The organism is Pseudanabaena sp. PCC 6802 (assembly GCF_000332175.1).
In the GTDB taxonomy this organism is placed as follows: Bacteria; Cyanobacteriota; Cyanobacteriia; order Pseudanabaenales; family Pseudanabaenaceae; genus PCC-6802.
On the sequence record NZ_KB235914.1, the window covers coordinates 1,855,725 to 1,874,281 of the forward strand.

19 protein-coding genes and 1 tRNA gene are annotated in these 18,557 nt (G+C 47.1%); 12 read left to right on the forward strand and 8 right to left on the reverse strand.

All coding sequences use genetic code 11. The features are described from left to right. The first annotated feature begins 214 nt into the window (after positions 1 to 214). The 3 genes from PSE6802_RS28955 (at position 215) to PSE6802_RS0113695 (ending at position 3,631) form a co-directional block, all read left to right on the forward strand. On the forward strand, positions 215 to 475 hold the full coding sequence (locus PSE6802_RS28955; RefSeq protein ID WP_019500627.1) for a DUF1830 domain-containing protein: 261 nt from the start codon (positions 215 to 217) through the stop codon (positions 473 to 475). Between the two features lie 46 nt (positions 476 to 521). Further along, on the forward strand, positions 522 to 3,101 hold the full coding sequence (gene leuS / locus PSE6802_RS0113690) for a leucine--tRNA ligase (protein ID WP_019500628.1): 2,580 nt from the start codon (positions 522 to 524) through the stop codon (positions 3,099 to 3,101). An 89-nt stretch (positions 3,102 to 3,190) separates the two neighbouring features. Continuing rightward, on the forward strand, positions 3,191 to 3,631 hold the full coding sequence (locus PSE6802_RS0113695) for a DUF29 domain-containing protein (RefSeq protein ID WP_019500629.1): 441 nt from the start codon (positions 3,191 to 3,193) through the stop codon (positions 3,629 to 3,631). 137 nt (positions 3,632 to 3,768) lie between these two features. Here the strand turns inward: PSE6802_RS0113695 and PSE6802_RS0113705 are convergent, their stop codons facing one another. Beyond that, positions 3,769 to 4,395 carry a Uma2 family endonuclease gene (locus PSE6802_RS0113705; RefSeq protein ID WP_019500630.1) on the reverse strand — a complete coding sequence of 209 codons (627 nt, stop codon included), beginning with the start codon at positions 4,393 to 4,395 and terminating at the stop codon, positions 3,769 to 3,771. A gap of 364 nt (positions 4,396 to 4,759) precedes the next feature. Then, positions 4,760 to 4,831 (reverse strand) — tRNA-Ile (locus PSE6802_RS0113710). A 210-nt stretch (positions 4,832 to 5,041) separates the two neighbouring features. Between PSE6802_RS0113710 and PSE6802_RS0113715 the strand changes: the two genes are divergently transcribed. The 3 genes from PSE6802_RS0113715 (at position 5,042) to PSE6802_RS0113725 (ending at position 9,205) form a co-directional block, all read left to right on the forward strand. Beyond that, entirely contained in the window at positions 5,042 to 5,437 is a 396-nt protein-coding gene (locus tag PSE6802_RS0113715) for a hypothetical protein (protein WP_019500631.1), read from the forward strand. Continuing rightward, on the forward strand, positions 5,438 to 6,865 hold the full coding sequence (locus PSE6802_RS0113720; protein ID WP_019500632.1) for a hemolysin family protein: 1,428 nt from the start codon (positions 5,438 to 5,440) through the stop codon (positions 6,863 to 6,865). 87 nt (positions 6,866 to 6,952) lie between these two features. Continuing rightward, the gene (locus tag PSE6802_RS0113725; protein WP_019500633.1) at positions 6,953 to 9,205 is read left to right on the forward strand and encodes a PhoX family protein; all 2,253 of its coding nucleotides are present in this window, start codon (positions 6,953 to 6,955) and stop codon (positions 9,203 to 9,205) included. Between the two features lie 65 nt (positions 9,206 to 9,270). On the opposite strand, the gene PSE6802_RS0113730 is transcribed toward PSE6802_RS0113725, so the two are convergent. From PSE6802_RS0113730 to PSE6802_RS0113740, 3 genes are all read right to left on the reverse strand, one after another. Then, positions 9,271 to 9,666, reverse strand: coding sequence for a YidB family protein (locus PSE6802_RS0113730; RefSeq protein WP_019500634.1), 396 nt, complete (start codon positions 9,664 to 9,666; stop codon positions 9,271 to 9,273). Positions 9,667 to 9,780: 114 nt separating this feature from the next. After that, a complete protein-coding gene (locus PSE6802_RS0113735; protein ID WP_036946189.1) occupies positions 9,781 to 10,083 on the reverse strand; it encodes a type II toxin-antitoxin system RelE/ParE family toxin in 303 nt (100 codons plus the stop codon). An 8-nt stretch (positions 10,084 to 10,091) separates the two neighbouring features. Beyond that, positions 10,092 to 10,340, reverse strand: coding sequence for a type II toxin-antitoxin system ParD family antitoxin (locus PSE6802_RS0113740; RefSeq protein WP_019500636.1), 249 nt, complete (start codon positions 10,338 to 10,340; stop codon positions 10,092 to 10,094). Between the two features lie 123 nt (positions 10,341 to 10,463). Here PSE6802_RS0113740 and PSE6802_RS33430 point away from each other — a divergent pair, with 123 nt between their 5' ends. The 5 genes from PSE6802_RS33430 to PSE6802_RS0113760 all read left to right on the forward strand — a co-directional run bounded on the left by PSE6802_RS33430 (position 10,464) and on the right by PSE6802_RS0113760 (position 13,986). Beyond that, complete coding sequence (locus PSE6802_RS33430; protein ID WP_156815517.1) at positions 10,464 to 10,610, forward strand: hypothetical protein; 147 nt, start codon at positions 10,464 to 10,466, stop codon at positions 10,608 to 10,610. Between the two features lie 58 nt (positions 10,611 to 10,668). Beyond that, positions 10,669 to 11,466, forward strand: coding sequence for a cation diffusion facilitator family transporter (locus PSE6802_RS0113745; protein ID WP_019500637.1), 798 nt, complete (start codon positions 10,669 to 10,671; stop codon positions 11,464 to 11,466). A gap of 130 nt (positions 11,467 to 11,596) precedes the next feature. After that, positions 11,597 to 13,396, forward strand: a complete 1,800-nt coding sequence (locus PSE6802_RS0113750; protein WP_019500638.1) for an EAL domain-containing response regulator — start codon at positions 11,597 to 11,599, stop codon at positions 13,394 to 13,396. 205 nt (positions 13,397 to 13,601) lie between these two features. Then, complete coding sequence (locus PSE6802_RS0113755) at positions 13,602 to 13,790, forward strand: DUF6888 family protein (protein WP_019500639.1); 189 nt, start codon at positions 13,602 to 13,604, stop codon at positions 13,788 to 13,790. Beyond that, positions 13,774 to 13,986, forward strand: a complete 213-nt coding sequence (locus PSE6802_RS0113760; RefSeq protein WP_019500640.1) for a DUF6887 family protein — start codon at positions 13,774 to 13,776, stop codon at positions 13,984 to 13,986. The genes PSE6802_RS0113755 and PSE6802_RS0113760 overlap by 17 nt, the downstream gene beginning before the upstream one ends. Before the next feature lie 13 nt (positions 13,987 to 13,999). Here the strand turns inward: PSE6802_RS0113760 and PSE6802_RS0113765 are convergent, their stop codons facing one another. Then, positions 14,000 to 15,472, reverse strand: coding sequence for an alpha-amylase family glycosyl hydrolase (locus PSE6802_RS0113765; protein WP_019500641.1), 1,473 nt, complete (start codon positions 15,470 to 15,472; stop codon positions 14,000 to 14,002). 262 nt (positions 15,473 to 15,734) lie between these two features. Then, positions 15,735 to 15,878, reverse strand: a complete 144-nt coding sequence (locus PSE6802_RS31980; RefSeq protein ID WP_083901702.1) for a transposase — start codon at positions 15,876 to 15,878, stop codon at positions 15,735 to 15,737. Between the two features lie 549 nt (positions 15,879 to 16,427). Here PSE6802_RS31980 and PSE6802_RS0113770 point away from each other — a divergent pair. Then, positions 16,428 to 17,117 (forward strand): Uma2 family endonuclease, encoded by a 690-nt coding sequence (locus tag PSE6802_RS0113770; RefSeq protein ID WP_019500642.1) that lies wholly within the window; start codon positions 16,428 to 16,430, stop codon positions 17,115 to 17,117. Positions 17,118 to 17,155: 38 nt separating this feature from the next. On the opposite strand, the gene PSE6802_RS0113775 is transcribed toward PSE6802_RS0113770, so the two are convergent. Beyond that, positions 17,156 to 18,457, reverse strand: a complete 1,302-nt coding sequence (locus PSE6802_RS0113775; RefSeq protein WP_019498766.1) for an NF041680 family putative transposase — start codon at positions 18,455 to 18,457, stop codon at positions 17,156 to 17,158. Between the last annotated feature and the right edge of the window lie 100 nt (positions 18,458 to 18,557).

The window sequence follows — 18,557 nt, forward strand, 5'->3', positions numbered from 1 at the left end:
GCAGGCGGGGTATGTTTCGGGCTAAGCAGAGGGCAGTTCGTACAAATTTAAAGAAAATATTAAAATATTAAGTTTTATGACATATGTTAAATATACTGATTAATAAAGGCAAGTTTATATCGCTAATTGCGTCAGGCTGTTACCTACATGGAAACAGCCTGACGAACAGGCATGTTAGCTGTCATTAATTTAAGCTCATTTATATTTCCAATTTATGTCTGTTACTGAAGTTACGAAAGCATCGCAACGCTGTCTTTGCCGCTATCGTAATGTTGAGAGAAATGTGAGAGTGGTACGTGCTTCTAACAGCAAAAACAGCTATATTGAGCGCACCGTATATCCACAACAGTATTTTGTATTCTGGGCCGATCGCGATGCCACATTAGAGGTTTACTCTAGCGTTTCCGCGCATCTACTCTTAGAAGATAGAATATCTTGCGATCGCCTGGAAGTAGGGGCGAGCGATCGGGATTGACAGTCTCTATAAGCCGATCTCGTAATTACATTTCGCAACTGACGATATGGAAACACAGGAACCCAAGAAATACAATCCGCAAGAACTTGAACCAAAGTGGCAGAAAATCTGGGAGCAAGCAGGTCTAGATCTGACCCCAGAGCAGGATAGCCGTCCCAAGTTTTATGCCCTGTCAATGTTTCCCTATCCCTCCGGCAACCTGCATGTCGGCCACACCCGCAACTACGTGATTACCGATGTCGTGGCTCGCCTCAAACGCATGCAGGGCTACCGCGTATTGCAACCGATGGGTTGGGATGCCTTTGGTTTGCCTGCGGAAAATGCCGCGATCGATCGCGGTATCCACCCAGCCGGATGGACGTTGCAAAATATTACCCAAATGCGATCGCAACTGAAGCGCATGGGGTTGTCCTACGACTGGTCGCGGGAAGTGACCACCTGCCTACCAGATTATTACCGCTGGACGCAGTGGTTATTCTTGCAATTTCTCCAGGCGGGGTTGGCGTACCAAAAAGAAGCCACGGTTAACTGGGATCCCATCGACCAGACCGTGCTAGCGAACGAACAGGTGGATAATGAGGGTAAATCCTGGCGATCGGGCGCAAAGGTAGAAAAGCGCCAGCTAAAGCAATGGTTTCTCAAAATTACCGACTACGCCGAGCAATTATTGCAAGATTTAGACAAATTACCCCATTGGCCAGAGCGGGTTAAAACCATGCAAGCCAACTGGATTGGCAAGTCGGTGGGTGCGGAACTTAATTTCGAGATAGTTGGCAAGAATAGCGGCAAATCCAAGCAAAAATCCAAGAGTTTACCTAAAATAACCGTCTTTACCACCCGCCCCGATACGGTGTACGGCGTTACCTATGTCGTGCTAGCGCCGGAACATCCCCTGGTCAAACAGATCGCTACGCCAGATCGGAAAAAAGCGGTAGAAGCATTTGTCGCGGAAGTAGCCAATATCAGCGAAATCGATCGCACCGCTGAAGACAAACCCAAACGCGGCGTACCTACAGGTGCGATCGCGATTAATCCCTTTACTGGCAAAGAAATACCGATCTGGATTGCCGATTACGTCCTCTACGAATACGGCACGGGTGCGGTGATGGGCGTACCAGCCCACGATGTCCGCGATTTCGCCTTTGCCAAGCAGTACGATCTAGCAATTCAAACTGTAATTTTGCCGACAGCGGATGCACCGCAAGAGTTAACCGCAGCCTACGTGGAACCAGGCATCATGGTCAATTCCGGTGAATTTGATGGTTTAGATTCGCCTACAGCTAAAACCAAAATTGTGGAATTAGCGGAAAGCAAAGTTTGGGGTAAAGCACGGGTGCAGTATCGCCTCCGAGATTGGCTAATTTCGCGCCAGCGCTATTGGGGTTGCCCGATTCCCGTCGTGCACTGTCCTGAATGCGGTGTCGTCCCCGTACCCGATGCCGACTTGCCCGTGCAACTTCCCGAGGACGTGAAATTCACGGGTAGGGGTGGCAATCCATTGGCACAGTTAGAGACCTGGTTGAACGTGCCTTGTCCCTCCTGCGGCACGCCTGCCAAGCGCGAAACCGATACGATGGATACTTTTATCGATTCCTCCTGGTACTATCTTCGCTATAGCGATGCCGGTAACGATCGCGCCGCATTTGATATCGACAAAGTCAACGATTGGATGCCCGTAGATCAGTATGTGGGCGGCGTGGAGCACGCTATTTTGCATTTGCTCTATTCGCGCTTTTTTACTAAGGTGCTGCGCGATCGCGGTTTGCTCAAATTCGACGAACCATTCCAACGGCTATTGACACAGGGCATGGTTCAGGGCTTGACGTACAAAAATCCCAAGACTGGGAAGTTTATCCCTGCCGAGCAGGTCGAGATCGACCGGCCAGTCGACCCCGAAACCGGAGATGCTCTGGTACGGGTATACGAAAAAATGTCCAAATCCAAATATAACGGTGTCAGTCCCGACGACGTAATCGCTAAATATGGTGCGGATACGGTGCGAATGCTGACATTATTCAAAGCTCCCCCTGAGAAAGACTTGGAATGGGATGATGCCGACGTAGAAGGCCAATTCCGGTTCTTGAACCGCGTGTGGCGCTTGGTGACGGAATTTGCCGCACAAAAAGGAGCGATCTCAAAAACTGTGGATAAGGATTTACGCCGCGCCATCCATACCGCAATTAAGGAAATCAGCGACGATCTAAGCGGAGATTATCAATTTAATACAGCGATTTCGGAATTGATGAAACTGAGCAACGCCTTGCAGGATAACAAGGACAAGACTTCTGCTACTTACGCTGAAGGCATAGATACCCTGATGCGTCTCATGGCTCCCTTTGCGCCTCACATCACCGACGAGCTATGGTCTCTACTCGAGCGATCGGAATCCATCCATACCCAACCCTGGCTAGAACTCGATCCCGAAGCTCTAGTGGTGGATGAAATTACGCTAGTGATTCAAGTGAATGGCAAGGTGCGGGGTAATATTCAAGTGCCATCGGGTGCGGACAAAGCCGCCCTCGAAGCCTATGCTCGCGCATCTGAGGTAGCGCAGCGATATCTCGAAGGTCAGGAAATCAAGAAGGTAATTGCTGTACCTGGCAAACTCGTAAATTTCGTAATTTAGCGATTATGTCGCAGTTAACAACCAGGTTTCAACAGTTTGCTTTTTAATAGCCTTATGCTGTCATGCGCTTCTAGGAGTTAGGAAAAACAATGACCTCAAAACTTTACGATACAGATTTCTATGCTTGGGCTATCGAGCAATCGCAGTTTTTGCAAGAGGGCAAGTGGCAAGCACTGGATATTACAAATTTGGTAGAGGAGATCGAGGCATTGGGTAAGCAACAAAGGCAAGAATTAAGAAATCGACTTGGTGTTTTAATCGGACATCTTCTGAAGTGGGACTACCAGAGCGATCTGCGCGGCAAAAGCTGGAAAGCAACAATTCGAGAACAGCGCAAAGAAGTACTGAGATTATTAAAAGAAAGTCCTAGTTTAAAGTCTTATCTGCAAGAAGGAGTCATCGATGCTTATGAATCAAGCCTGGCTCTTGTTGTTCGAGAAACACCCCTGGATTATCAAGACCTTCCTTCAGAATGCCCCTACTCTAACGAACAAATTCTCGATCCTGCTTTCCCCAAGGGATTATTATAATGCTGGAGATTGCCCTTGCAATCCAACCCTATCGATTCAAGGCGATCGCACTATACCAGTTTATACCAAATCCTATTTAGTTACCCCCTTTTACTTGAAGTTCGCGCAGGCGGACTTTGCTTGTGTAGCCGCGACTTTCAGTCGCCAGGCAATATTTTCAAGATCTGCTCGGCTGCGATCGCAAGCTCTGGGAAAGTGCGCGACACGATCCGTTCTTCTCCTCGATACGGTTTAACCTGATAAACGCCATTCTCATCGAGTAAGTAAACAAAAACAGTCGGCACTTTGGGATTCCCCAGATAATTTCTGCTACCCAGAGCCAAATAATCTACAATCCAATATTCAAGGATGCCAAGGCGCTGATATTCATCTAGTTTGTCAATATAGTCATCTTCCCAATTTGTCGAGACAACTTCCACTACGAGTTGCAGCGGATCGAGCATGGCAGAGTATGCCTGCGGTTGTGCCTCCCACTGTGCCTTATCCACCACGCTAACATCGGGATGACGAGCTTGCTCCTTTCCATCCTGAGTTAACGTCCTCACGACAATTCTACCTGAAACCCTATAGTTTAAACTGAGGCGTTCAACCTCTCGGTCAAAGAGCTTTGCAATAAGATCTGCTCTATCTTCATGCTCTCTGGTTGCTAATATTCTCATTATTTCTCCGTTTACAAGCTCGTAGCGCCCTTCTTCATCGGGTAACCCTTCGATGAATTGCAAAAAAGTAAGAGATTGCTTAGGCGAGCTAATCGTTGTTATCATGGCTGTCGCTCCTGAATTATCCCTATTTTACTAATGGCGATCGCTTTGCCAAAATATATTCGGGAAACCCCGAAAGGTTGTTGTCAGTGCTTGGTGACTCCACAAAATTAAATGTATAGCCGTAGACAGATCTGTTAGGACGGGGTGGCACCCCGTCCTAAGCTTATTGGCCATAGCTGTACTACCTGGTGTGACGCGGAACTATAATCTTTCCTAAACTGCATGTAACTACATTAAAGGGGCGCAGGGGCGCGTACGGAACGTAGGCGTAGCCGATAGCCCCCGTTCTGGGCCTGTTCTCTTCTCCCTCCGGGTGAAGGGTGAGGAGAACAGGCTCTTCCACGTAAGGTCAGCAATATAAATATCCTGGGTGTGGGAATTGAACCCACATATCAACGATTATGAGTCGTTTGCTTTACCAATCAGCCAACCCAGGCTAAACCCACATTTGTTTAATTCTGCTATAAGATTATATGCTATAGCTTAGGTAAACTATGCCTAAATGTTATAGCACCTAAAGGATTAGTTTGGATGGGGCATAGTGTAGAACTCCTGTTTGGGGACTTGCACCCACAGCCCTGTCTAAAACTAGATCGGTTACCGCTATAAGTAGTATTCCGATCGATAAATTGGCTACTATGTTGTGATGGCTAAAACTGAACCACAAGAATATTCTGCCAGGCGCGGAAAGAAAAAGCCAAAGGCCAAAGGCCAGATCAGCTACACTTTTGTCTTGCTTATCCTCATGCTAGCTATTGCCTGTATTAGCGGGGTAGTGGCGTTTGTATTTGGGCAGCAGGCTTTACAGGGAGTCAACCCAATTCCTTTGGGTGGTAAGTTGCCCAGACAGATAGCCTCACCGGACAAGCCTACTGCAAAGCCCACATCAAAGCCCACATCAAAGCCAGCAAATACAGATAAAAGTTCTTTGGTGGACGACGATCGGCAAAGCATTGCCCGATCGCGGGAGGATGTCGCTGGTGCTGTGGCGAGCATTGCAGACGAAGAGCATCTCGGTGATGTGGTAGTACCTATTGACTAAATGGCAGTCATTTTTCCCCTCATAGCCGATCTGGCTCAGCCAGTTAGCAGTCCTAGTCTGGATACTGCAACCTATATTGGCGTTCTACTAACACTGGTAGCTATAAATGCTTTCTTTGTGGCGGCGGAGTTTGCCATAGTTGCAGTTAGACGATCGCGAATTAATCAACTGGTAGAAGCGGGTTCTTCGAGAGCGCTGTCAGTGCAGCGGCTGCAACGACAAATCGATCGCTTTTTGTCTACAACCCAGTTAGGCATTACGCTGGCCAGCGTGGCTTTAGGGTGGCTGGGGAAAGATGCGATGGCGATCGCTACAATGTCGTGGTTGCAAGCTTTACCCTTGCCATCTGACATTAGCACGCCTATGGCTCAAGGTTTGGCAGTGCCGATCGCTTTTTTGCTCATCGTCTATCTGCAGATCGTGCTGGGCGAGCTAGTGCCTAAATCAGTGGCTCTATTGAGTGCGGAAGGGGTGGCGCTTTGGCTTGGTAGACCCAGTGAAGCGCTTGCCGATGCGCTCAGTCCGTTTTTATGGGTTTTGAATCAATCCACGCGACTGCTGCTTAGAATTGTAGGGGTTGAATACACCTCTAAATCCTGGTATAGCGCTGTTAGTGCCGAAGAACTCCAGATGATCATCACTACCTCCACGGAGTCGAGCGGTCTAGAAGCCGAAGAAAGGGAGTTACTCAAAAATGTATTTGAGTTTGGCGAGGTAACCGTAGCAGAGGTGATGGTACCCCGCACCAGCATTCAGTATGTGGAATTTGACGCGACGGTACGAGAGCTGCTAGAAGCGGTGTCTGACTCAAATCACTCTCGCTATCCTGCGGCGGGGGAATCGCTCGACGACATTCGCGGCATCGTGCATATTAAAGACATCATTGGCAAGCTCAGCGATCGCAGTTTCGATCTGGATCGGAGTATTAATGCCTTTATACGTCCCGTGCGCTTTGTATCCGAGGATACATATTTGGGCGATCTTCTGCCTCAAATGCAGCGATCGCTGCAATCTATAGTCATGATCGTTGATGAGTTTGGCGGTACGGCAGGTCTGGTTACGCTTGAGGATATCGTATCGGAGATTGTCGGTAATTTCAACGAGCCATCTTCTAGCGCCACCCCTGATATTCACACTATTGATGAGAGAAATTTCCTGATCCAGGCGCAGGTGAATCTCGAAACCGTAAACGAATCCTTAGGGCTAGCTCTCCCTTTAACCGATGAATATCAAACCCTTGGTGGATTCGTGATTTATCATCTGCAAAAAATTCCGATACCAGGTGAAAAACTTGTCTACGAGGAGCTAGAAATGACAATTACTGCCACTGACGGGCCTCGCATCGAATGTATTCGACTGCACAGGCTAGAAAAGCTTTCAGAACAGGATTCAGCGGGATCGGCAACATCTCCTACTTCCGAATCTTAACCTTTTGATTACCCAAGCTTAACCTGCTGACTCTAAAGTTGGAAAAGTCTGCTTAATAACAAAAGCTATCTCCTGAAAATTGATACCATGACTCTTAAACGCAGAGATTTCCTTCTATTCCTTGGTGCGGGTACTGGCGCGATCGCATTTGATGCCATGTCTAATGTGAATCGCAAGTTCTCCATGCCTTTTATGGATAGAAGTGATGCACTGAAATTCTCCGATGCTGACAAGTTCGCCGAAGCTGCAACCCAGTCTAATCCATTCAGTTTCAAGCCTATACGCGGCACCATGCCTTTGGCAACTGACGGCATGACAAAGGAAAAGCAACAATCTGCCTACAGCACGTTTGAAGTAAAAGACGATCTAGTACTCCCAGAGGGCTATACCTACGACGTAATCGCTGCTTGGGGCGACAAGGTTGGCGATTCCCGCTTTGGCTACAACAATGACTACAATTCCTTCATTGAGACGAGTAAGAATGAAGGTTTCCTGACCGTGAATTTTGAATATATCAGCGCCCTACCTTGGGAGCAAGGATATGAGAAAATAATTGGTAAAACATTGCCGCTCCAAGAAATGAGAACCACATTCAAAGCTGTTGGAGAAGATGGCATGAATGTATTTGAGCTGTCAGATAGCGATCCGATGAAAGCTAATCTACAGAAAATCGCTAAAGAAGCTCTCATCGATCTCGGCATCGGCGTAATTTTGATCCGACAAACTCCTGAAGGTAAATGGGTGCGGGCAAATTCAAGTGCAGATCGTCGCATAACTGGGATTTCGGGACTGGAAGACGGTCGCTATCTCAAAGCAACGGGACCTGCGATCGCAGTCTTTCGCAAGAAATCGGGTTTGGGTTACATCGATAAGCTAGGCGATCGCATCATCGGGACCTTCAACAACTGCGCTGGCGGCACTTCACCTTGGGGTACTGTCTTCAGTGGTGAGGAAAATATTCAGAACTTCGTACCAGAACAAGTCATGGCAGATGGGACATCTCTTTCGCCTGCCAAGAAAAAGTTTGGCAAAAATGATGAAGATGAGTTTACTGGGTTAGGTAATGTATTCGGTCTAGCTGGCAATAAATATGGCTGGATGGTTGAAGTCGATCCCGCCAACCCTAATGACTATGGCACCAAGCACACCTGGTTGGGAAGATTTCGGCATGAAGCTGTTGGCATCCGTGCTGAGGCTGGTAAGCCTTTAGCTTTTTATTCTGGTTGCGATCGCCGTGGCGGTCACCTATACAAATTCGTCAGTCAGGGAAAAGTAGGCAATCCTAAAGATAAGGCCAACTCGCGCTTGCTCGAAAAAGGCATGCTTTATGCCGCCAAGTTCAAACCCGATGGCACGGGAACCTGGATTGCCCTAGAAGCCAACACTCCCGTCAACCCCGATTCGCTAGAAGTTCTGGCAGGTAAAATGCTGACTTTGCCAAAGCGTCCTGAAGGAGGAGCTTTTAAGGCTACCAAGGAAGAAGAAATAATTGCCTTCAAAGAAAAGTTCAAAACTTTAGGCGATCTCTACGAAGGAGATCCTACGGAAAAACAAGGTGCGATTCTCATCGACGCGCATTATGCTGCTAATGCCGTTGGGGCTACCTGTACGGCGCGTCCGGAAGATACGGATATCAATATCGATGGCTCGCTATTTATCAACTTCACATCCGGCTCCATCAGTAGCAGTGATGGTAGCCCAGATGTACGGATTTTTAAGGGAAGAGATGGGAAGGCATACGAATACGGTTGGATTATGCGTCTGGTCGAAGATGGCAACGAACCCGCAGCGATGACCTTTAAATGGAAAATCTTTGCCACAGGCGGCGAGCCATCGGAAGGCGGTCTCGGTTTTGCCAATCCTGATAATATGGTATTTGATGGTAGTGGCAACCTCTGGATGGTGACGGATATATCAAGCGATAAGTACAACAAAGCCATTCCCAGCCGTCAGGATAAAGAAGGGAAACCAGTAAGCCAATCGAACCTGCGGGGACTGTTCGGTAATAGTTCGATCTGGTTTTTTCCCACTTCTGGTCCTAAAGCTGGGGAAGCCTATCTATTCGGTTTTGGCCCCATGGAATGCGAAAATACGGGGCCATTCTTCTCACCCGACCAGCAAACTTTATTCCTCTCGGTGCAGCATCCTGGTGAGGTGAATGGCACTCGCAAGGACATGGCATTTGAGATGCGTAAGTTTGCTATGAAAACTCCCGATGGAGAAGAATTCATGCAAACTCGCAAAGTCCCAATCGGTTCTAATTGGCCGGGATTAAAGCCAAACGACATTCCCAAACCAGCCGTTGTTGCAATTCGCAGGATCGGCAAAGGTTCTACATAGCCTGTAGGATGGGCAACGCATCGAACGGTCTGTTAGGGTGGGCATCGCCCACCTTAACTTGAGCTTTATTTCAAGAAATTCGACTTCAGCACTTCCAATGCTTGTCCGAGGACATTATTGTCATCAGGTACTTTGCCCTCTGGCGTGAGACTATCGATCACTTGGGGCAGCATACCAGCGATTTGCGAGGCAAATTGATTGTGGTCTAAGCCAAATTGTTGTGCTAGTTGCTGAATTTTACCACTACCAATCACCTGCATGATGCTATCGGCAGAAATCTTCTGATTTTCGCCCAGACCAACCCAAGAACCTACAACCTCAGATAGACCGCTGTCTTGAAATTTCTTGAGCAGGCCATTGAGACCGCCGCTTTCGTCCATCAGATGTGTAATCACACCCAAGATGTTGTTAGCACCTTCTTTGTTACCAACCATGCCCAAAATATCGTCTAATAAAGCCATGTTCCTTTGCTCCTAAGTATTTAAGGTATTCAAGCGATGTATTATCGGGGGAATTCAATGTAAAAGGGGGAAATACAAGCTTAAGCATAGCAAACAGCGATCGCGCTTCTGGAACTACTCGTCCTCTTCTAGAATTGCCTCAATATCTTGAGATGAATGGATTATCCTGAAAATTTCTATAACCTCATCATCCACCCTATAGAAAATGAAGTAATTCTTAAAGTTTTTAATTGCCCATTTTCTCAATCCAAACTTGTAGGATCTCCCAATCCCTGGCATTAAGGCTAATTGAGCAAATGTTTGCCTGGCAGAATCGAAAAATTTTAATGCGATATCAGAATTGTTAGCAGCAATATAATCAAAGGCATTTTTAAGATCGAGACTGGCTTGGGGTTTAACAAGAATTTTTTTGCCCATGCCACACTTCATTTATTGAGCTTATCAACAAGTGATGCTTTCATTTGCTCCCACCATTCGTCATTTATTTCGATAGATTCACCACTGTTTAAGCCTTCCAGAAGCATAGCATCAAGCTTGGCTTGGGCTACTCGCTTCTGTTCTTGACGCACTAAATGCCGCAGATATTCACTAGCTGTACTATAGCCTTCCGCTTTAGTTTGTTCTTGAATAAACTCTTTCATTGCATCCGGCAAAGAAATGTTTAATGTAGTCATATCTGGTTTTCCCTGTTTTACTTATACAATAACAAATATTGGCAAAATTTATTAATATTTGTCAAACAGATGCCTTTAATTGCGCAAGATAAGTCTAAATAACCTGGAGCTCAAAATGTTTCTATGCAGTCAAATACAGGTTCGGAGGCCAATCTCCAATTCCCTGAATATGTACTACATTCCCAAGCATGCTTGGATACCCGCAACCGCGATCGGTATTCGGGGCGATCGCTGAGGGTAGATTTAGGGTTTGGCAAACTCCACCTGTAGGATCTGTTACGGCTAGCGCCTAGCACCTCGCGGGTATCTTAGACAGGATTGCTATATAGTGAAGTCGGGAGAATTTAATGACAAGACTCGTCAAAGTTTGGCAAGTAATTGGCGCATTTGGAGTACGGTTTTAGTGCATAACCATCAGCATATTCACCACGATTTTTGCAACCATTCCCACGACCTCAGCGTGTTTTCGATCGCAGGCGAGCTAGATCGGCCCTCCGATCCTTCTATGCAACCAAGGGATCGAACTGAGCATAAAGTAAGGCGCTTAACCTATGTTTTGCTCCTGGTGGCAAGCTTTTCCGCGATCGAGCTGGCAATCAGCAGGTACAGCCACAGTACGGCTCTGCTGGCTGATGCCGGCCATCTTTTTACTGATTGCTTTGCCCTGTCACTTGCCCTATTTGGAGCATGGCTCGCTCAAAAAACTAAGTTTGTGGGGCAACGGGTAGAAATTGCGATCGCCCTTTTTAATAGTCTTAGCCTGCTGATAATTGGTGGAGGGATTGCGATGAAAGCGATTTTACAGCTACAAGCCCCAGCTCCAGACATCTTGAGCCTACCAATGACGATTACCGCAGTAATTGGGCTGGCAGTCAATAGCATCAATATCTTTCTGTTGCACGATCGCAGCCACGATGACTTAAATTTAAAGGGGGTCTTCTTGCACATCATTGCCGACGCACTCAGTTCGTTGGGGGTATTAGTGGCAGCTTTAGTGGTGTGGAAAGTGCACTGGCTTTGGGCAGATGGCGCGATCGGACTGCTAATTGCGGTTTCGATCGTAGGTAGCGCCTTACCCTTGGTAAAACAGAGCTTTAGTCAACTAGCAAGCCTGCTCGAAGTGTAGGAGTTGTTCCTTTATTTCCGATTAAGTCTATTTCTTTAGGGTTAATGCAGAGTATTTTTCTTGCCACTTGGGTAATATAAGAACATCTTTTTTAACCTTATTGCATTTAGAGAGCGATCGAGATAGATAAATGGGGGCTTCATTGGTGAACGATCGGGTATCTATACTTGTGGTTGATGACGAGCCCACGAATCTCGACGCGATCGAGATTTTGCTGAGCAAGTCTGGCTATCAATTAAGCTATGCCGCCAACGGCCATGAGGCATTAAATTACCTGGCGGAGAATCAACCGGATGCCATCCTCCTGGATGTGATGATGCCTGGTTTGGATGGTATTGAAGTGTGCCATAGAATCAAAGCAAATCCCCATTGGCAGCACATACCGGTCATTATGGTGACGGCACTCAGTGCCAAAGAGGATCTGGCTGATTGTATGGAGGCAGGGGCGGATGATTTTATTAGCAAGCCAGTCAATGGGATAGAACTACGTTCCAGAGTTCGTTCTATGCTGAGACTGGGGAGGCAATATAAAGATATCCAAAGCTTAAACCAACAACTTCAGCAAGCAAATCACGAACTAGCAGAGCTTAACGGCATTTTAGAAGAACGGGTATTGCAGAGAACGGCTCAGCTAGAACGGATGGTTCTCTATGACAATCTTACCCAATTACCCAGTCGAAATTTTCTCCTCCGCCAACTCGAACAGGCTATCCAACGCAGTCTCAACGAACCTGATTATCAGTTTGCTCTGGTTTATATAGACTGCGATCGCTTCAATCTAATTAACGGATCGCTAGGATATGATGTGGGTGACAAACTCTTAATTGCAATTGGCGATCGCCTCTCAACCTACTCCTATCAGGGCAGTCTTCTATCGCGTTTGGGAGAAGACAAATTTTGCTACTTTTTGGATGAAGTTAAAGATCTCGATCGAGCACGACAGATCTCTAAGGAAATTCTCCAAACATTTAGCGCGCCTTTTACAGTTGAAGGCTGCGATTTGTTTATCTCTGCCAGCATGGGAATTGTGATGGGAAGTTCGTATTATCGCAATCCTTCCGATCCTTTGCAGGATGCGAGTACGGCAGCCTGTAAGGCTAAGACTCAGGGACAGGGAGGAGTACAGGTCTTCGATCGAGCCATGCACAGTGCTGCTGTGAAGCGCTTGCTGCTGGAAAACGATTTGCGTCGCGCCGTAGAGGCAGAAGAGTTCCAACTTTACTATCAACCGATAGTAGACCTGAAAACTGGTCGTATTAGCAGTTTTGAAGCATTAATTCGCTGGTTGCACCCGCGCATGGGCGTGATTTCTCCAGTAGAGTTCATCCCTTGCGTTGAAGAAACTGGCTTGATCGTCCCTATTGGACTGCAGATACTGAAGCGAGCCTGCAAGCAAATCCAAACATGGCAACAGTTGGGAGTAAGAGATCCCAAAATCGGCGTTAATCTCTCCGTGCGACAGTTTGCTCACCCGTTATTACTCGACGAACTCGATCTACTCTTGCAAGAAACGGGAGTATTGCCAATACACTTGCAGTTGGAGATTACGGAAAGCGCCATTATGGATAACGCTCAAGCCGCGATCGCGATCGCGGAACAACTGCGATTTCGGCAAATCCATCTCAGCATTGATGATTTTGGTACGGGCTACTCTTCGCTGAGCTATTTAAATCACTTCCCAGTCAATAGTCTCAAAATCGATCGCTCGTTTATTCGCACGATCGGTGCCGATCGAAAGAGTACGGAAATCGTGCAAGCGATTTTGACCTTGGGACATGCCCTGAATATGAAGGTAGTAGCCGAAGGCATTGAAACCGCCGAGCAGCATGATTGCTTATGTCGGTTAGGCTGCGATCTCGGACAAGGATTTTTCTTTGCCAAACCTCTAACAGAGCCAGAGGCTACAGAGCTGATTTTGAGACAACAATAGTAATTCATTGCCAGTCGAGCGAGCGATCGCATATACTAGAGCACTTGGTCGATCTACTAATACCTAGTGTTGCAAATCATAAATTTTGCAACATGGGGGAATGGGGGCAGAGCCCCCAGAAGGGGATTTCACCCCCTCCACCCCCTCCAAAACTTTTGTTTTGGTGTACTAGAGCAATGCCATATAGGAAAGCGGTTTAAGAATAATGCCAACCGTCGAGCAAATGTTTGCCTGCATACGAGTCTGTCAAACTTTGTCTAATTTTTATACTGAGATCCACTTGTTTCGCTATGATGGAAAGCGAGAAGAAATTTACATCCTGGCTGGCGAAACTCTAGGCATCACCATTTTTAGCAACGGACGTTGGGAGTTTGATGATGACACAGAAACTTGATTTTCAACAGATGAGTCGTAAAGAACTCAGAACTTACGTACTTGCACATCGCGAGGACGAGGAGGCTTTACGAGCTTACATGGAGCGACTGCACAACGAACCAGGCGTAATCCGTCAGGTTGGAGGTCTGAATGAAGAAGACCTCAACCGACTAGAACAATTCATTGCCAGACGAGCAGGCGATCGCAGTTCATAAACCCTATGTCTGTTTAACTCAATTCAAACACATGGTAGCCCCATGCTGGTAGATCTAGATAGAGTCCGGTTGAAAGTAGATCCGTCCCTCCGCGATCGTAAATTGCAGATCCCATTAAATCCTTAAGTTGATAGACGCGATCGCTAAGGTTAGACCAGGGCAGCTTAACGTAACACTGGCTCTGGTTCGGTGCATAGTTGACTGTAACGATCGCCCGTTTCCCATCCTGTCCTTGCCAAGCAAGAGCAATAAAGCAATCCCACGTCCAATTGCCAGCCCAAGCAGGTTTGCATTCCAGTAGTTGCCAATCTGCATCGCGAAATACGCTCAGACGCAGAACCTCAAGCAGCTTACCGTAAAACTCCTGTAAGCCTGCATTGGTTGGTTGTTCGGGGCTGCGACAGAGGTGAACGGAGATTTTCTTTGGCCAGCCTTGTAATTGTCCCTGATGGAAGAAGCGCAAGCCAGGACAGAAGTACGTTAATATCGCAGCCGCTTGATGGATCCCTGGCGGGAAAGTCGCAGCGGCACGTGGTTCATCGTGATTCTCTAAAAAGCGAGCAGATTTTTTCTGATAATCCAGGTCAGCCCAGAAATGCTCGCGTACAGGATGGGAGTGATGTTCTCGCAGGCGATCGTACAATCGCTTGTCGTAGGTATAGTCAAATCCATGCTGTTGCAGCGTCCATTCCAAATCCCAGTAGACCTCTGCCATGAATATAAAATCTGGATGCTGTTCCCGCACCTTTTGCGTTGCTTTCTCCCAAAACGGTTCAATCGCAATTCCCCACGTGCGTTGAAAGATTTCTGGTAATACGAGCATCGCCATGTCGCAACGCAGACCATCGCACCACTGAGAGATGTTTGATAACTCATCGATTAGCGCTGTCTGTAAAGCGGGATTGCCGTAATTGAGTTGCAGGGTATCGGGCCAGCCGTCAAAATAGGGATCGCGACCGTAAGCCAGAATTGTCGAACCTTGAGGTAAATCTACTTTGATGTAGTTTTGCGGCTGTTGGCTCAGTTGTTCTTCGGTGCCAGAGACGTAATATTCCGGGTGTTCCCAAACCCACGGGTGGTCTGGTGCTGTATGATTGGGAACGAAGTCCAACATCAATTTCAATCCTCGTCGATGCAGGCGATCGCGCAGTCGAGCTAATGCCTCTGGTTTTCCCAAACTACGATTGAGGGTGTAACTGGTAATGGCAAATCCCGACCCGCAGATATCCTCCTCTTGTAAATCTGGCAGGAGGTCCCGATATTCAGCTAGCCATTGGGGATTAGAACGCGAGACTTTACGCCCTGCTTCTCCAATCTGCCAGACGCTGAGAAAATAAACCCAGTCAAATCCCAGGTTTGCTATTTCGTCTAATTCCGTGTCGGTAATATCATCGAGCGTTGCTGGGCGATCGATGTGGCGAGACAGGCGATTGAGCCAAACACGAGTGTTGATTTGATAAAGAGAAGGATAAAGACATCTATTCATAATACTATAAAGCCTATTTGAGATTTTAGGAAGCAGCAGCGAGATACTTCAACATAAGCCTGATAAAGCAAAGCTTAATCCTAGATTCAGCATGAGCCAGAGTTCTGTCAAAGTTCTTGACCGGACTTTTACATCACTCCATCTAAGCATTGGATCTTTCCACAATCAAGCGTTGGGCAATATATAGCCATAGACAGATCTGTTAGGACAGGGGGTGTGGGGGCTGCGCCCCCACGCAGGGGTGGAACCCCTGCACCCCATCCTAAGCCTGTTGGCTATAGCTATAGAATATGCCGTCAAGTATTTGGTGCTTTGTCCGTTTCGGCGGTCTGGTCTTTTTCTTTTGCGGGAACAGAGGTTCTACGATCGCCCACTCTCGATCGGTTAAACTACTTGCACGTGCCATCTTTATGTACCTTTTATTCCTTACCTTAAAATACCAAATAGGCTCTACATGGTTCCCAATAGTAATGTTGAAACCCGTAGAAGCTAATACTTAAGGGTTATTTGAAGATAAAAAGCTCTTAATGCGGAACCTGGGACTTGAACCCGGAAGTCTGTCAACACATGAACCTGAATCAGCTTTATCTCTTTATATTAGACTTTATCGGCAATAAGTAAGACAGAAGCTGATACGATTGCTTTATGTCTAGAGAGGTAATGCGCTGAATCTGTGGTTACTGTTTCTTTGCAAGCTCTGCCCTCATTAATTTCATAATGTCAGTTCACAGATCTGGGACATTACCTATTCTGTTCAATTAGCATGGGTCGATCGCTGGAAAATCTTCTGTTATCTATTGTGTCAGAAGTAAAAGGGAATGGTAGCACCGTTTGCAGTGTAGGCGTTGGGTTCACCGATCGGGCGGCGGAACGCATTCGGCACGAAATCGCACTTATCTAGCTCAGCAATATGTTAACCTAGGCTTGGATATCACATGTCTTGGAGTGCCGCATCATGACTGTTTCTGGCGAACTCAAGCTAACCCCCACAATTGAATATTTGGAAGAGGACTTTGAGCCGATGGCTGAAGGCGATAAACAGAGGCGTAATCTCAGCTATACGACAGAGGCTCTCAGGCTTTGGTTCGAGCCACGGCAGGATGTCTATGTGTCTGGGAATCTATTCATTTTCTACGAAGAGAATAATCCCGATAAGAAGATCGCATCAGACACGTTTGTCGTGTTTGGTATGAGTAGTGGAGATCGCCTCAGCTATAAGATCTGGGAAGAAGGCGGTAAAGTTCCCGACTTTGTCTTAGAGATTACCTCTAAGGGTACGGTACGCAAAGATCGCGATGAGAATCCGTTAATTTATCGCACTCTGGGAGTGAAGGAATATTTTCAGTTCGATCCATCTGGGGACTATTTAAAACCGCTGCCTTTACAGGGGTTGCGTCTGGAGAAAGGGAAATATGAGGCGATCGCTCCGTCTATTTTACCCGATGGAGTGTTGTCATTGCATAGTGAGGTACTGGGTTTAGACCTGCGCTTGTATCCAGATCGACGGTTTCGCTTCTTTGACTCCAAATCAAATCAGGTCTTGCGTTCTTATGCAGAGGCTGAACAGGAGCGATCGCTGGAAAAACAAGCGAGATTAGAACTGGAGTTTAGACTAAAAGGCAACAAGAAGCATCTCGCTAGATAGAAACTAGCGAGAGAGAGGATAAAAGGGAAGAAGTTGAGCTAAGCAGTTGCAGCGGAAGCTTTTTTGAGGGGCTTGGCATAGCGTTTTTTGACAGTAGGATAACGAATCCGTTGGGTTCGTTTTTTCCCAAGAGGCCAACCTGGAGACTTACCGCGAGGTTTAGGGTCAGGGGAAGGAGAGCCAATCCTGACCAAAACTAAAGCAAAAGCATTTGCAACTCGACCAGGAGACAATTTAGTCATCGGTTTCTGCCAAGGCAGAGGAGAGTCTTGGACAAGTTCACGAGCGAGCCACAATTGCCAAGTAAGTAAAGGCATCAAGTCCGACCAAGTCTCCATCTGAGCAGGGGTAGAAAGCTGAGGGATTGTCCAATGGAGACGTTGACGCACCAAGCGATACCAATGCTCAATGGCAAATCTGCGCAGATATTTTTGCCATACCTCACTCAAGATTGGCTCGTCTTTAGCGACCCAAATCAACCACAGGGGTTTCGATTCAGGCATATCAAGACGTTCGACCAGAATGAGTGTAAAGGGATGGTCTGCGGCTTGCTTTAAGTGCAGGTTTGGCCATCGACGAATTTGCAATCGTCCCAGTTTAGGCTCTGCAATTGTGATGTCTGCTTGGGGAATAGACCAAGTGTCAGAGTCTTTGAGGCTAAATTTCTCTCCATGCTTATGGGGTCGCCCATGCCCCTCGTAATCCTTTGGGGCATGATACAGAACCCGGTTGGGGCGTAGCCTGAGCAGCTTGATACACGGGATGTCTGCTGTTTGCTGCAAAAATGGTGCGCACCCATACTCGCCATCCCCCAGGAAAAGCACAGTCCCAGGAATTTCCGCACAAACCAAGCGTAACTGACTAGCGGCTTTCTGAATCGGGTTCTCGAAACTGGTGATCCGCTCATGCCGCAACGGTAAGGCAAAACTCCCTTCTGACTCTGGAATCCAGGCAATTGTGCTGTATCCTTGCCCCACCGTAACAGGTTTGCTTCCTACTCCCGGTTGAGGTTGATGTTCGTAGGTGCGTTCTTGTAATGTCACCGCATAGGGACGCGACCAGGCTGTATGGTCGCCCGCCAATATCGTCACCTCTGCTGCCGGCATTTGCTGTATGTATTGCTTCATCAAGTCTTCACGTGGAGGATGACTATCTTGCAGTGCTTCATAGATACTCGACCACTCCCTCCGAAATAATGGGCTTAACGAAAGTTCCACAAACGATGAAACACTCCGACTCGTCAGTACCGCATCCATCAAGTCGAACAGCGCATCTCTCCCGTTCCCTATAATTTCGTACGTGTACTTGCGAAATTGCTCAAGTTTATCCAAACTAATCATGATGAAGCTGTTGATTTTATAGTCTTTTCAGCTTCCATCATCAAGCGGTCAGTCTGCAATGGCTGGCTGCTTTTTACCACTTTTTAGTCTAAACTCCAGT

Excerpts from the sequence above, each read along its gene's own strand:
- PSE6802_RS0113720 (WP_019500632.1), top strand. The coding sequence starts at position 5,438 with ATGGCAGTCATTTTTCCCCTCATAGCCGATCTGGCTCAGCCAGTTAGC.
- PSE6802_RS0113770 (WP_019500642.1), top strand. The coding sequence starts at position 16,428 with ATGACTGTTTCTGGCGAACTCAAGCTAACCCCCACAATTGAATATTTG.
- PSE6802_RS0113725 (WP_019500633.1), top strand. The coding sequence starts at position 6,953 with ATGACTCTTAAACGCAGAGATTTCCTTCTATTCCTTGGTGCGGGTACT.
- PSE6802_RS0113740 (WP_019500636.1), bottom strand. The coding sequence starts at position 10,340 with ATGACTACATTAAACATTTCTTTGCCGGATGCAATGAAAGAGTTTATT.
- PSE6802_RS0113730 (WP_019500634.1), bottom strand. The coding sequence starts at position 9,666 with ATGGCTTTATTAGACGATATTTTGGGCATGGTTGGTAACAAAGAAGGT.
- PSE6802_RS0113760 (WP_019500640.1), top strand. The coding sequence starts at position 13,774 with ATGACACAGAAACTTGATTTTCAACAGATGAGTCGTAAAGAACTCAGA.
- leuS (WP_019500628.1), top strand. The coding sequence starts at position 522 with ATGGAAACACAGGAACCCAAGAAATACAATCCGCAAGAACTTGAACCA.
- PSE6802_RS0113750 (WP_019500638.1), top strand. The coding sequence starts at position 11,597 with ATGGGGGCTTCATTGGTGAACGATCGGGTATCTATACTTGTGGTTGAT.
- PSE6802_RS0113695 (WP_019500629.1), top strand. The coding sequence starts at position 3,191 with ATGACCTCAAAACTTTACGATACAGATTTCTATGCTTGGGCTATCGAG.
- PSE6802_RS0113735 (WP_036946189.1), bottom strand. The coding sequence starts at position 10,083 with ATGGGCAAAAAAATTCTTGTTAAACCCCAAGCCAGTCTCGATCTTAAA.
- PSE6802_RS0113755 (WP_019500639.1), top strand. The coding sequence starts at position 13,602 with ATGCCAACCGTCGAGCAAATGTTTGCCTGCATACGAGTCTGTCAAACT.
- PSE6802_RS31980 (WP_083901702.1), bottom strand. The coding sequence starts at position 15,878 with ATGGCACGTGCAAGTAGTTTAACCGATCGAGAGTGGGCGATCGTAGAA.
- PSE6802_RS33430 (WP_156815517.1), top strand. The coding sequence starts at position 10,464 with ATGCAGTCAAATACAGGTTCGGAGGCCAATCTCCAATTCCCTGAATAT.
- PSE6802_RS0113715 (WP_019500631.1), top strand. The coding sequence starts at position 5,042 with ATGGCTAAAACTGAACCACAAGAATATTCTGCCAGGCGCGGAAAGAAA.
- PSE6802_RS0113775 (WP_019498766.1), bottom strand. The coding sequence starts at position 18,457 with ATGATTAGTTTGGATAAACTTGAGCAATTTCGCAAGTACACGTACGAA.
- PSE6802_RS28955 (WP_019500627.1), top strand. The coding sequence starts at position 215 with ATGTCTGTTACTGAAGTTACGAAAGCATCGCAACGCTGTCTTTGCCGC.
- PSE6802_RS0113705 (WP_019500630.1), bottom strand. The coding sequence starts at position 4,395 with ATGATAACAACGATTAGCTCGCCTAAGCAATCTCTTACTTTTTTGCAA.
- PSE6802_RS0113765 (WP_019500641.1), bottom strand. The coding sequence starts at position 15,472 with ATGAATAGATGTCTTTATCCTTCTCTTTATCAAATCAACACTCGTGTT.